The sequence below is a fragment of the Chryseobacterium contaminans genome (assembly GCF_001684955.1).
GTDB lineage: Bacteria > Bacteroidota > Bacteroidia > Flavobacteriales > Weeksellaceae > Chryseobacterium > Chryseobacterium contaminans.
The window spans coordinates 1-13210 of sequence record NZ_MAYF01000014.1 but is presented as its reverse complement, the minus strand read 5'-3'; the positions used below and the strand labels follow the sequence as shown (position 1 = coordinate 13210).

At 36.2% G+C, this 13210-nt stretch carries 11 protein-coding genes; 8 read left to right on the top strand and 3 right to left on the bottom strand.

The annotated features are described in order from the left end of the window. Positions 1-77 precede the first annotated feature (77 nt). Positions 78-455 carry a DoxX family protein gene (locus BBH99_RS01975; RefSeq protein ID WP_066691255.1) on the bottom strand — a complete coding sequence of 126 codons (378 nt, stop codon included), beginning with the start codon at positions 453-455 and terminating at the stop codon, positions 78-80. Positions 456-606: 151 nt separating this feature from the next. Here BBH99_RS01975 and BBH99_RS01970 point away from each other — a divergent pair, with 151 nt between their 5' ends. Then, a complete protein-coding gene (locus BBH99_RS01970) occupies positions 607-855 on the top strand; it encodes a bacteriocin-like protein (RefSeq protein ID WP_066691254.1) in 249 nt (82 codons plus the stop codon). Between the two features lie 83 nt (positions 856-938). Here BBH99_RS01970 and BBH99_RS01965 read toward each other — a convergent pair whose 3' ends face one another. Further along, entirely contained in the window at positions 939-2051 is a 1113-nt protein-coding gene (locus tag BBH99_RS01965; protein ID WP_066691253.1) for an AI-2E family transporter, read from the bottom strand. Positions 2052-2239: 188 nt separating this feature from the next. After that, positions 2240-4645, bottom strand: coding sequence for an endopeptidase La (gene lon / locus BBH99_RS01960; protein WP_066691252.1), 2406 nt, complete (start codon positions 4643-4645; stop codon positions 2240-2242). Between the two features lie 260 nt (positions 4646-4905). Between lon and BBH99_RS01955 the strand changes: the two genes are divergently transcribed. From BBH99_RS01955 to BBH99_RS01925, 7 genes are all read left to right on the top strand, one after another. Then, on the top strand, positions 4906-7056 hold the full coding sequence (locus tag BBH99_RS01955; RefSeq protein WP_066691250.1) for a peptidylprolyl isomerase: 2151 nt from the start codon (positions 4906-4908) through the stop codon (positions 7054-7056). Between the two features lie 130 nt (positions 7057-7186). Further along, complete coding sequence (locus BBH99_RS01950) at positions 7187-8137, top strand: MlaD family protein (RefSeq protein ID WP_066691247.1); 951 nt, start codon at positions 7187-7189, stop codon at positions 8135-8137. A gap of 8 nt (positions 8138-8145) precedes the next feature. After that, entirely contained in the window at positions 8146-9474 is a 1329-nt protein-coding gene (locus tag BBH99_RS01945) for a (Fe-S)-binding protein (RefSeq protein WP_066691245.1), read from the top strand. 90 nt (positions 9475-9564) lie between these two features. After that, entirely contained in the window at positions 9565-10350 is a 786-nt protein-coding gene (locus tag BBH99_RS01940; protein ID WP_066691244.1) for a (Fe-S)-binding protein, read from the top strand. Positions 10351-10503: 153 nt separating this feature from the next. After that, the gene (locus BBH99_RS01935; RefSeq protein WP_228390722.1) at positions 10504-11523 is read left to right on the top strand and encodes a hypothetical protein; all 1020 of its coding nucleotides are present in this window, start codon (positions 10504-10506) and stop codon (positions 11521-11523) included. Between the two features lie 132 nt (positions 11524-11655). Next, entirely contained in the window at positions 11656-12471 is an 816-nt protein-coding gene (locus BBH99_RS01930; RefSeq protein WP_066691242.1) for an FkbM family methyltransferase, read from the top strand. Positions 12472-12552: 81 nt separating this feature from the next. Continuing rightward, on the top strand, positions 12553-13041 hold the full coding sequence (locus tag BBH99_RS01925; protein ID WP_066691237.1) for a hypothetical protein: 489 nt from the start codon (positions 12553-12555) through the stop codon (positions 13039-13041). The last annotated feature ends 169 nt before the right edge of the window (positions 13042-13210 follow it).

The window sequence follows — 13210 nt, the reverse complement described above, 5'->3', positions numbered from 1 at the left end:
TACAGGTTTTAGTGCTTTTATATAATTGAAACTAGCAGATGAAGCTCAATATCATCTGCTAGTATAAGTTTTAATGGCTATCCAACCAGATTTTTATATTTCTCTTTATTATCAATCAAGATCCAGATATTGATCAGAAATAAGATCCCGGAGATACAGATTCCGGTAGCTGAAGGATCTCTGTAAACGTTGTGGATCACAATTCCTGTCAAAACAGGGAAGATAATAATGGCACCCAATGCTCTTGTTTTTGGAAAAATAAATAACAGGCCACCTATTACTTCTACAGTTCCCACAAGTGGCAATAACCAGCCTATTTCTCCAAATGCTGCGTATATTTTCATTTGCGTTTCCGTAAGCGGAGGAACAGGATTGTAGTGGAAAAATTTATCTAATCCTGCATTAATAAACATGACTCCAAATAAGATACAGATGATGAGTTTAAGGATTTTCATAATAAATATTTTATATCAAATGTAAAGTAAAAATACAACTATATTGTGATTTTTTTAACAAAACATAAAGTTGTTTGTGTTAATGATGGGTTAATGTTATGTTTTGTCTTGTTTTATTATTTATATTTGGGTACAAACTAAACTAATAATTATGTTGAAAAATCTTAAAAAACTAAATCGAACAAACTTAAGAGAAATTCAGGGTGGAGCAGGTATTGGAAAATGTGATATTGGACCTGTAGGGTGCCCATGTAAAATTCCTCCTGGTGATCCTTGTTTAGGAGGTCCTGGTGGTGGAGGCGGGCCGGAGTATGGATATTGCCCGGATATACAATCTAATATTCTTTGTACAGAAACCTGTCCAAATGGAATGCATCCCTATTGCGCTGCAGGGGCATAAGGAATATACAAAATAAAAATAAGGCTGCTTTTTAAAGCAGCCTTACTTATTACTCATTACTTATCATTTATTATTAATAATATTTAGTCCATTTCTTTCAAAGTAATATTCTTTGAAATCTTATAGCTTTTCTTCTTTTTGTTTGGTTTTTCTTCTTCTCCAAGAAGTTTCCCCCAAGGTTTTAAATCGTCCACTTTTTCGCAGATAATCTTAATGATGGCAATGGCAGGAATACAAAGAAACATTCCGGCAATGCCCCAAAGATGTTCACCCAAAAGGATTCCTATGAAAGAAAATAGTGCATTGATCTTCACTCGGGAACCTACAACAAACGGGAGTACAATATTTCCATCTATAGCATGAATGCCAATATAACCGATGGCAACATAGATACACGTTGAAGGGCTGCCCGTCGCAAATGCAATAAAACAAGAAATAAGAAGTGATATGAATATGCCCAGATAGGGAATTACATTTAATAATCCAGTTAAAACAGCTAAAAGGATCGCGTATTTTACTCCTAAAACCGTAAGGACAATTGAGGTAAGAATAGATACGATAATAACCTGAAGACAAAGTCCGAAAATATATTTCTTGGTCATTACACGAATTTCGTTTACCGCCTCCTGAACACTTGATTTATGTCTTTCTTTAAACACCGTAACAATAAAGTTATTCAATAGTCTTCTGTAATTTAAAATAAAGATAAAAAATAAGGTGAAGAATAAAATAAACCCAAAACCAGTTGAAAAGATCCCAAATGTAAACCCTAAAATAGCACCGGAAGAAGATAAAAGCTTATTAAGTCCCTGGTTAATATAATCTACCTGCTCATCTACCTTTACATTAAAAGTTTTGGAAACCCAGTGCTGGGCATTATTAAAAACAGTGGTAAGCTGTTCCTTGAGATGGGGAAGATCTTTACTGAAATCAGATAGCTGATTGGTGAAGAAATAGATGATGCCTGATAAAATCATTAACATAATGAATACGGAGGTCATCGTTGATACAGACCTTGGGAATCTTAATTTTCTTTCCATGAAAGTGGCAGCTGGTAAAAACAGCATAGCCATCAGGAATGCAAAGAAAAATGGAGCTAAAATGCTTTGTCCCAATGCCAGAAGATACCCGATACCAATAATCGAGATAACAACAAGGGTAAGTTTAACAAGGAAAGGGAGTCTGAGAAAATTCATAATCTAAAATCTGCGGTGTGAATAAAAATAAGAAAAACCCATCGAACTGAAGAATTTTTTATTCAAACAATGTGGATTTTTCTCTCAGCATATCAAAATTCATTCCTAAAGCCCTCTGTAAAAGCAGAAACACGCTCTGAAATACAGAACGTGTTCCTTATTGAGAAGTTAATATGTAAATAGTTGTTTTATTTTTCAATGGCGATGTCTATGACCTCTTCCATTCTGCTCACATAATGTACTTTCAGATTTTTAAGATAATCTTTCTTGATTTCTTCTACATCCTTTCTATTGGCTTCACAAAGAATAACATCTTTTACTCCCGCTCTGGTTGCTGCAAGAAGTTTTTCCTTGATTCCGCCTACAGGAAGAACCTTTCCTCTTAATGTAATCTCTCCTGTCATCGCAAGGTGAGGTCTGATCTTTTTATTTTTAAAAGAAGAAACCATTGAAGTCAGCATAGCAATACCGGCAGAAGGTCCGTCCTTAGGAGTAGCACCTTCGGGAACGTGAACGTGGATGTTCTTCTTATCCAGATCTTCCTGTGGAATTCCTAACTCATCATGTTTAGCTTTAATATATTCCAATGCAATAGTAGCAGATTCTTTCATTACAGTTCCCAGATTTCCGGTCATTGTTAAAGCTCCTTTTCCGTTGCTCAGAATACTTTCAATATATAAAATATCTCCACCTACACTGGTCCACGCAAGGCCTGTTACTACCCCTGGAGCATCTGTAATTTCAGATAAGCTCTTCGGTCTTGGCACTCCAAGAATTTCGTCAACTTTTTCTAATGAAATCTTTGGATCATATTCTTTAACCAAAGCGGTTTGTAATGCTACCCATCTTGCAATAGATGCAATTCTTTTCTCTAAGGTCCTTACACCGCTTTCAGAAGTGTGAGCCTCAATAATATGTTTAAGTTCAGCATTTCCAAGCTTGAATGATTTTGTATCCAAACCATTTTCTTCCTGCTGTTTTTTGATTAAGTGACGTTTAGCGATCTCGATTTTTTCTTCAAGAGTATATCCTGCAATCTGGATAATTTCCGTTCTATCCAAAAGTGGAGTCTGAATTGTTGAAAGTGAGTTCGCGGTTGCGATAAACATTACTTTAGACAAGTCATAACCCATTTCAAGGAAGTTATCGTAAAATGATTTATTCTGTTCAGGATCAAGAACTTCTAAAAGTGCAGAGCTTGGGTCTCCATGAAGTCCCTGCCCAATTTTGTCTATCTCATCCAGAACGATTACAGGATTGGAAGTTCCAGACTTTTTAATAGACTGAAGAATCCTTCCAGCCATCGCACCGATATAGGTCTTTCTGTGCCCACGGATTTCACTTTCGTCATGAAGACCACCTAAAGATAATCTCACATATTTTCTGCCTAAAGCATCCGCAATAGATTTTCCTAATGACGTTTTTCCTACTCCCGGAGGCCCTACCAGTAAGAGGATTGGAGACTTCATGTTGTTTTTCAATTTTAAAACAGCCATGTGCTCTAAGATCCTTTTCTTAATATCTTCAAGTCCGAAATGAGCCTTGTCTAAAACTTTTTCAGCCTTTGCGATATCAAAAATATCTTTGGTATAAGTTTCCCAAGGAAGATCTGTAAAGAAATCCAGATAGTTTCTCTGTACATTATAATCCGGAGAGTTAGGATTCTGCCTTTGTAATCTGCCAATCTCTTTTTGGAAATGATCCTCAACTTCCTGACTCCATTTCTTTGTTTTTGCTTTAGCAATAAGATCTGCCACATCGCTTTCAGGTCCGCCACCCAGTTCTTCCTGAATAGTTCTGATCTGTTGGTTCAGGAAATACTCTCTTTGCTGTTTATCAAGATCTTTTGAAGTCTTTTGATGGATCTGGTTTCTCAATTCCAGCTTTCTGAAATCCTCATGCATCATTTCGTAGCATTTGTTAGCTCTTTCCATGGTGCTTTTTTCCTCAAGCAGCTTTTGTTTTTCTACAGAGGGGAAGCTTGCATTGGTGCATATAAAATTCAGCAGATCATCATTGTTGTTGATGTTTTTGATCGCAAAATTAGCGGCATTAGGAATATTAGGATCCAGCTCAATAATTTTCAAGGCCAGATCTTTAATGTTTTCTAATAAAGCATCGTATTCCTCCTGGTTTTTAGGCTTGTTATCCTTTAATTTGGTGATTTCAGCTCTGAAATAAGGTTTGTTATCAATGATTTTCTTGATTTTAAATCTATGAAACCCTTTCGTGATGGCTGTAATATTACCTTCGGGAAGTTTGATGATCTTTATGATCTTCGCTAATGTCCCCGTTGTATAAATATCCTTTTCGGTAGGCTGTTCAAGGTCAGAATTTTTCTGACTTACAATTCCGATAAAATCTCCGTTTTTCTGTGCTTCCTCAAGGAGCTGTATGGATGTTTTTCTTCCTGCAGTAATAGGAATTACCACATTCGGGAACATAACCATATTTCTTACGGGAAGTATCGGGAATATTTTCTGTTCGGAATTTTTTTCAGTCTCTCCAAAGTCGGAAAGATTGATTTCTTCAGTAACAATATCAAAACCGTCGCTGATCATTTCTTCTAAACTTATATCTTCAAATTCTGTCATAATGGATCGAATGACAAATTGTCATTTTCGTTTTTAATCGTTAAATGGATTTTTTATAATAAGCTTTGAAAACGTGTGCTATATTATAATGTACTAGAATGCACAATACTTATGCCATTTGTTTTTTGCTTAAAAATATGGTCAAAATTTCCTTTTTTAGATAATCTTTAGGAATTAAAATTAAAATAAAGAACTTCTGCTTCTCTAATTTCTTAAAAATGTGTATTTTCGCAAACTGATAAAAAACTATAATTTATAAAATGGCAATTTTAGGACAGATTAGGAGTAAGCCTTGGCTTTTAATGGGAGTAATAGCCTTAGCGCTTTTGGCGTTCTTGGTAAACCCAGACAGTATCGACAAGGTTTTTGGAAAGAATCCTGATGTTTTAGGAAAAGTAAATGGTGAGAAAATCACCCGCGAAGAGTTCAATGATCAACTTTTCGTGCTGCAGCAACAGGCTGAACAACAAGGTCGTCCAAAAAACGGTCTTGAAGAGCAGGCTTGGCAGTTACTTGTTCAATCTAAACTTATCAAGCAGCAGTTTGAGAAATTGGGCTTTGAAATGACTGATGATTATTTCTGGAATCAGATCCAGTATGATCAGATGTTCGCTCAAAATCAGCAGTTTTTTGATGAGAAAGGGAACTTTAAAACTCAAGAGCTTAAAAAAGAAATTGAAACATTACAAAACACTAATCCTCAGGGATATGCTCAATGGTTGAAAACCAGAAAATCAATTGAGTATAGACTAATGGCAAGACAGGTGTTTACCAATATTTCAGCAGGGATTACTACCGGTAAGAAAGAAGCTGAGGAATTGATGAAAGAAAGAGATCAGCTTGCTGACATCGACTTTGTAAAGGTAGACTATGCGGCTTACCTTCAGAAAACAAAAATCAATGTTACTACAGAAGATCTTGCTAATTACATCAAGCAACACCCGGTAATGTTCAAAGCTGAGCCTAGCAGAAACTTAGGTATTGTATTTTTCCCTTCTAAGCCAAGTGCAGCCGATGATGCAGCCGCTTTAAAGGAAATTACAAAATTATACTCAGGAGGTACAGATGCTAGCGGAGGTACTGAAAACTTCCAGAATACTAAGAATGACTCTATGTTTGTAATGGCAAACTCAGATTCACCTTTCAATCCTCAGTATGTGAAGCCTACACAATTGCCAGCTACTATACAAGGTCAGATTGCAACAGCTGCAGTAGGACAGACTTTTGGTCCATACAAAGAACAAAATTTCTATGTAGTTTCTAAACTTGTAGGTAAGAAAACTTCAGATTCTACATTATCAAGACATATCCTGATCGCTTTCAAAGGAAGCCCTGCAGGAGAAGGTGTAACAAGATCTAAAGAACAGGCTAAGAAATTAGCAGACTCTATCGGAGCTATCGTAAAAGCAACACCTGCTAAATTTACGGAGTTCCTTAAGCTTTCAAATGATCCAAATTCAGCTGCACAAGGAGGTAGCCTTGGTTGGACAACTCCGGAAACACCTTTCGTTCCTGAGTTCCTTACTTACCTTGCTAACAATCCTAAAGGAGCAACAGGTGTTGTGGAGACTCAGTTTGGGTACCATATCATTAACATCGAAGATAAAAAGTCTGGATCAATGGGCTATAAGGTGGCCAACCTTGTAAAAGAGATCAAGCCTTCAGATGCTACAGAAGCTGAAACAGATAAGAATGCGAGAAAATTCATTCAGCAGGTTCAAGGGAAATCTTTCAACGATTTCGTGAATATTGCTAAGAAAGGAAACTTCCAGTTCACCAATCCTAAAGCAGCGAAGAGATTTGAAGGACAGCTTCAGGGATTAGGTACTGAAAAAGACAGCGATATCCTTACATGGGCTTTTGATAAGAAAAGATCGAAAGGAGATACTGAGCTATTCAATGTAGACGGAACAGGTGACAAAATTGTTGTATACCTGAACGGAAAACAGGAAGCAGGTCTTGCTGATCCTGAATCTGTAAGAGATCAGATTGAAGTGATCGTTAAAAACAAATTGGCTGCAAAACAAATTTCTGATAAAATTGCAGGAGCAAAAGCTTCAGGTTTAGATCAGATTGCTGCATTGTTTGCTACTACAAAACAAAGTGCTCAGGTAAATATGCTGAACCCTTCTGTAGCTGGAGCTATGGAACCTAAAGTTGCCGGTGCTGCATTTGGAGTTGCAAAAGGTAAGCTTTCTAAACCAGTTGAAGGGGGAACAGGTGTTTATGTATTGATTAAGAAATCAGAAACAGTAAACAAACAACCTGGTGACCTTAAACAATTTACTGAGTCTATTTCTCAGAGAAATGCAGGAATGTTCGGACAGGCTTGGTTGAAGAGTCTTCAGGATAACGCAGATATCCAGGACTACAGAATCGAGATCTGGAACAAGCTGGGAAATCAGCAATAATAAAAGATTTACATCTATCTATATAAAAGCGACAATTTTTTGTCGCTTTTTTTTGTATTTATCGCAGAACAATAAAGGAAAAGATTTATTTAAAATGTACTATATTTGCTTATTAGAAAAAAATTAGCAAGTGAAGTTCAGTAAAGAATTAAAAGCTGGTGTGATTGCACTTCTAGCTATCGTAGGCTTTGTGGTGTTGTTTCAATTTATGAAAGGGAAAAGCCTTTTTACTACCGACAATATCTTTTACGCAAAATATGACAATGTAGAAGGCCTTGCGCAGTCTGCAGCAGTCTCTATTAATGGTCTTAAAGTAGGCCAGGTTGATAAGATCATCCCTCAAACAGGAAAGGATGGTAAAATCAGTTTTGTTGTAAAAGTGACAGTGGATAATAAATTTGAATTTTCAAAAAATTCATCCCTGGAAATTTTTGAACCCGGATTAATGTCTGGTAAGGAGATGAGAGTCAATCTGGTATACGGAGGAGCTACAGCAAAAGATGGAGATACCCTGAAAGGAGCTTTCAAGCTAGGAACGCTGGGTAGTCTTTCTTCTCAGGTAGGTCCGGTAAAAGATCAGCTACAGGTTGTTTTACATAGAGTAGATTCTCTAATGGCAAACGCCAGCCAGCTTGTAGACGCTCAGAACAGAGCAGAAATCAGAGCATTATTATCTAACCTTAATAAAACAGTAGGAGCATTGGAAACCACGGCAGGAAGTGTAAACAACCTTGTAGGGCATAATGATCCTAAATTACAGAAAGTATTAGACGATGCCAGCCTTACTATGCAAAGCGGTAAAGTGACATTGGATAAATACGGAAATCTTGCACAAAGCATCGATACAAAGCAATTAAATGCAACCATTGCAAGCCTTGATGCTACTGTAGGAAAACTGAATCAGGTGATTGGTGGAATAGATAAAGGTGAGGGAAGCTTAGGAAAGCTGATGAAGGATGATAAACTATACAATAATCTGAACTCAGCATCTTCCAATTTGAATTCATTAATTGAAGATATGAAAGCGAACCCTAAGAGATACATCAATTTCTCTGTTTTCGGTAAAAACAATAAAGACTAATACGCCTTATGCAGTACATCGATAACATTATTTTCCTGATTTTATTAGTGGCAGGATTTGGACTGTTTGCCAAAAGCCTGCTGAAGATCTATAGAAATATCAGACTTGGTCACGAGATCAACAGAAACGACAGAAAATCTGAACGCTGGAGTACCATGGCCAGAGTGGCTATGGGGCAGAGCAAGATGGTAAAACGTCCTGTTGCCGGTATTTTACACCTTTTCGTGTACGTTGGTTTTGTTATTATCAATATAGAACTTATTGAAATTATTGTTGATGGACTGTTCGGGACACATCGTTTCCTTGCATCAGTTTTCGGAAACGGATTCTATAGTTTCTTTACAGCAACATTAGAAATTCTTGCACTTCTTGTTGTGATAGGAGTAGTGGTATTTTTCATCAGAAGAAACTTTTATGGAGTGAAGAGATTAACCATGAAAGAACTTTTCGGATGGCCGAAACAGGATGCCAACTGGATTCTTATCATTGAGTTCGCCTTAATGATGGCTTTCTTTAAAATGAATGCTGCTGACTGGGTGCTGCAACAAAGAGGAGTAATGCCTGCATTGGGGAGCTTCCCTATCAGCTCTACAATCTTAGGCCCTGTTTTCAGTGGGTTTAGTGACGGATTTTTACATTTTACAGAAAAAGGAGCCTGGTGGTTCCACTTTGTAGGAATTCTGTTCTTCATGAATTATCTTTACTATTCAAAGCATTTACATATTATTTTAGCGTTCCCAAGTACCTGGTATGCTAATCTTGACAAGAAAGGAAAATTCAACAACCTTGATTCTGTAACAAAAGAAATCAAGCTGATGATGGATCCTAATGCAGATCCTTATGCTGCACCGGCAGAAGGCGCTGAAGCAGATGTACCTTCCAAATTTGGAGCTGAAGATATCTTTGACCTTAACCAGGTACAGTTGCTGAATGCTTATTCTTGTACAGAATGTGGACGTTGTACTTCTGTTTGCCCAGCCAATATTACAGGGAAGAAACTATCTCCAAGATTGATCTTAATGAAGACAAGAGACCGATTGGAAGAAGTTGGAAGAAACATTGATAAAAACGGAAAATTTGTAGACGACGGCAAAAAGCTGTTGAATGATTATATCACTAAGGAAGAACTTTGGGCTTGTACTACATGTAATGCATGTACAGAAGCTTGTCCGGTATTGTTAGACCCACTTTCAATTATCTTCGAAATGAGAAGATTCCTGGTCATGGAACAGTCTGCTGCTCCACAGGAATTAAACCTGATGATGACGAACGTGGAAAATAATGCCGCTCCTTGGCAGTATAACCAGGCAGACCGTCTGAACTGGGCCAATGATTAATAAATGTACCAATGTATCAATTTAAAAATTTACCAATAGATTGTTACATGAATACATTGCTAGATTGTTACATTATTTAATTTAAAAGAAATGGATTTCAATATAAAAACAATGGCAGAATATGCTGCCGAAGGAAAATCACCGGAAGTATTATTTTGGGTTGGATGTGCGGGCAGTTTTGACGACCGTGCCAAAAAAATTACAAAAGCATTTTGCAAGATATTGAATAAAATAGGGGTTGAATTTGCTGTTCTGGGACAGGAAGAAAGCTGTACCGGAGACCCTGCAAAAAGAGCCGGAAACGAATTTGTTTTCCAGATGATGGCCCTTACCAATATTGAAGTTCTGAATGCTTACGAAGTGAAAAAGATTGTAACAGCATGCCCACACTGTTTCAATACCCTTAAAAATGAATATCCAAGTCTTGGAGGAAACTTTGAAGTAGTTCACCACACCCAGTTCCTTAAAACTCTTATGGAAGAAGGAAGATTAAAGATTGAAGGGGGAGCTTTCAAAGGGAAAAAAATTACTTTCCATGATCCATGCTATCTGGGACGTGCGAATGATGAATATGAAGCACCAAGAATCTTACTTGAAAAACTTGATGCAGAGCTTGTTGAAATGAAGCGTTGCAGAACAAACGGCCTTTGTTGTGGAGCAGGAGGTGCGCAGATGTTTAAAGAACCTGAAAAAGGGAATAAAGACATTAATATAGAAAGAACAGAAGAAGCTTTATCTTTTGAGCCTAAAGTAATTGCAACCGGATGTCCGTTCTGTAATACGATGATGACCGATGGGGTAAAACATTTCAACAAAAATACTGAAGTTGCTGTAAAAGACATCGTTGAGCTTCTTGCCGAAGCAGATGATTTATAATTGATTTTATCAGTCACCAGGCTGTAATATTGTTCTATGAAGGCTAAGTGGGGCATCTCCCTTTTGTTTATAATATCCGTGCTTACATTTCTTACGTATCGGAATTATAAAAACAGAGTATATGATTGGGATATGCCCGGATACCTTGGGAGTATGTTCACAAATGAATTTCCTGATTCACCGGATAAAGTTCGTGAACTTACATTCTCATCCATAAAAAAAGAAGCCCCTGCTGATCAGTACAACAATCTTATAGGAATAAAACCCTGGGCCGTAACAAGACAGTATTTTTCACAAAATACACAGTCTTTCACAGAACAATTGCCTTATTTTCAGATAAAAGCGGGATATGTGTTTATGATTACTCTTTTTTATAAACTGGGATTTTCTCCGCCAATGTCTGTATTGTTTACCGGTCTTATTTCTTACTTTATTTCAGGATTATTAATCTTTTATATCCTAAAGATTTTTTTCCCGGATAAATATTTGCTTGCATCCCTTTTAACGGTTGGGATCATGCTTATGCCAACAATAACTTATATGTCGGGGGAATCTACTCCGGATATGTTTATTTTCCTGTTCATCTTACTTTTTGTGATAGGACTCATCAAAAAATGGAGCCAATGGAGTATGTTTTTACTTCTTTTGGTTATGACCTTCATACGTCCTGATTATATTACATTTGTTTTAACCTACCTGGGTGCTGTTTTTATATATAGTTACTTTACAGAGAAGAAAATTAAGCTTGCCCTTATAATACAAGGGATTATGATCTTATCAGTGTATATGTTCATCATGAAATTTTATAACTATCCGGGCTGGACAGATCTTTTTTATGACTCATTTATTGATAGAAGACCTATAATATCAGCTCAGGAGGCTCAAGTAAGCTTAAATGCTTATTTACAGATTCTTTACACTAAAATTATTGCTTTTAAAAAGGTTACCTTAGCTGTTTTCATTATGACAGGTGTGGTTTTCTGGAAGTCGAAAGAGGCTTGGGTGAGAATGATCTCAGCTCTTTTTCTTGTGAATGTCTACATCAAGTTCTTTTTCTTTCCGCAATCCGGAGATTTAAGATTGTTTTTCCCATTTATTTTTCCACTTTTTATGATGATGGTGTATGTATTGAGTCAAAGCTATAACAATATTAAGCTCTCAAAAATCGCATAGCTTTATGCATTAAACTATAGGAGATGTCCTATTAGATAATATTTTCAATGTAAATAACGGAGTCATAAAGTTCAGTAACAATCCCTGATTTTTTCTTTAAAATGCTGTATATTGCAGCCAGATAAAACTAGTATGAGAAGTCTTCTAGCTTCATTTTTTAAAATTATTTTAAGCATCCCTTTTTTCAGGCAAAAATATTTTACTTTTCACAAGTATATTTTCAATCCATATCATCTTTTTATTGGAGTCAAGAAAAATGTTATTTACAGAGATACCATCCAACTCAATTTAGATCTTGGAGACTGGATTCAACAGCAGCTTTATTTTACAGGAGATTATGAAAAGAATGAAATAGATTATCTGTATTCTGTTTTACAAGATGGAGGCTTTTTCATTGATATAGGAGGAAACATTGGTGTATTCTCATTAAATGCTTCTAAAATTGTTGGAAAAGAGGGTAGGGTATATGCCTTTGAAGCCTTTAAACCTAATTATGAAAAGTTTTCTCAGCATCTTTCCATTAACCGTTTCAATAATGTAATCCTTGAACACCTCGCTGTTGCAGATAAAAATGATTATATTGAAATTTTATATAACGAAAATTATGGGAATGTAGGGATGGCTTCGTCTTATCTGGAGAACTTTACGGCAAAAGAGAAGGTAAAAAGTATTATTCTGGATGATTATGTTAGAAATCAGCAGATTCCAAGGATTGATCTTATTAAAATAGATATTGAAGGCGGTGAGTTTGCAGCACTATTAGGAATGCAAGAGATCCTTACTCATTACAAGCCTAAAATTATCATAGAAATAAACAATATAGCGTTGAAAAACTCAAGTCATAGTGAAGAGGAGCTAATTCGTTTACTTGTTGATAAAGGCTATTCCCAGACAAAAGTGCTGAGTAGGAATGAAAATTCTTATAATGCCGTATTTGAATGTCTTTAACGGGAAGTATCTTTTTACAGAACATAAGTCACATTCTGTCTGAAGAAAAAATCGTAATTTTATCCTCTAAATTGATTAGATATGAAAATTGAAGAATCAAACGTTGTAGAAACAAACGACTATAGAGTTATTATATATCCGGCAACAAGGCCATTTGAAACCAAGGAAGCAAAGGTAATCACGGAAAAACTGTTTGATTTTCTGGCGACTTGGTCAGCACACGGGAAACCACTTTCATCATCATTTAAGATTGAAAAAAATCAGTTCATTATCATCTGTGTAGATGAAGAGAAAGAAATGGCTTCAGGCTGCAGTATTGATGCTTTAGGAAAGATAATGAGAGAGATTGATGAAGAGTATCAGTTGGGATTATTTGACAGGATGAAAGCCAGTTTTGTAGAAAATGGGGAAGTGAAGACATTAAAACTTCTTGATTTCAAAAATAAATTAAGAAGTGGTGAATTGTCAAGAGATATTGAAGTTTTTGATTTTTCTAAAAATACCTACCTGGATTTTTTAAGCCATTTTCTTCTTCCTTTGGAGAAAAGTTGGGCAGGAAGTATCAGTTAAGTTTTTTACTTGCCAGCAAAAGTTTAAGGATGATGGATGTCGTCCTTTTTTTATGCCCTGAAGTCAGGGATCTTGCGATTTTGAGCAGTTCGGATAAAAGAGGGAAATTTATTACCTTTAACCAATATTTGCTGGGGTGTGGTTTGCATTTAATAGCTAATACGGATAC

Excerpts from the sequence above, each read along its gene's own strand:
- BBH99_RS01975 (WP_066691255.1), bottom strand. The coding sequence starts at position 455 with ATGAAAATCCTTAAACTCATCATCTGTATCTTATTTGGAGTCATGTTT.
- BBH99_RS01970 (WP_066691254.1), top strand. The coding sequence starts at position 607 with ATGTTGAAAAATCTTAAAAAACTAAATCGAACAAACTTAAGAGAAATT.
- BBH99_RS01965 (WP_066691253.1), bottom strand. The coding sequence starts at position 2,051 with ATGAATTTTCTCAGACTCCCTTTCCTTGTTAAACTTACCCTTGTTGTT.
- lon (WP_066691252.1), bottom strand. The coding sequence starts at position 4,645 with ATGACAGAATTTGAAGATATAAGTTTAGAAGAAATGATCAGCGACGGT.
- BBH99_RS01955 (WP_066691250.1), top strand. The coding sequence starts at position 4,906 with ATGGCAATTTTAGGACAGATTAGGAGTAAGCCTTGGCTTTTAATGGGA.
- BBH99_RS01945 (WP_066691245.1), top strand. The coding sequence starts at position 8,146 with ATGCAGTACATCGATAACATTATTTTCCTGATTTTATTAGTGGCAGGA.
- BBH99_RS01940 (WP_066691244.1), top strand. The coding sequence starts at position 9,565 with ATGGATTTCAATATAAAAACAATGGCAGAATATGCTGCCGAAGGAAAA.
- BBH99_RS01935 (WP_228390722.1), top strand. The coding sequence starts at position 10,504 with ATGTTCACAAATGAATTTCCTGATTCACCGGATAAAGTTCGTGAACTT.
- BBH99_RS01930 (WP_066691242.1), top strand. The coding sequence starts at position 11,656 with ATGAGAAGTCTTCTAGCTTCATTTTTTAAAATTATTTTAAGCATCCCT.
- BBH99_RS01925 (WP_066691237.1), top strand. The coding sequence starts at position 12,553 with ATGAAAATTGAAGAATCAAACGTTGTAGAAACAAACGACTATAGAGTT.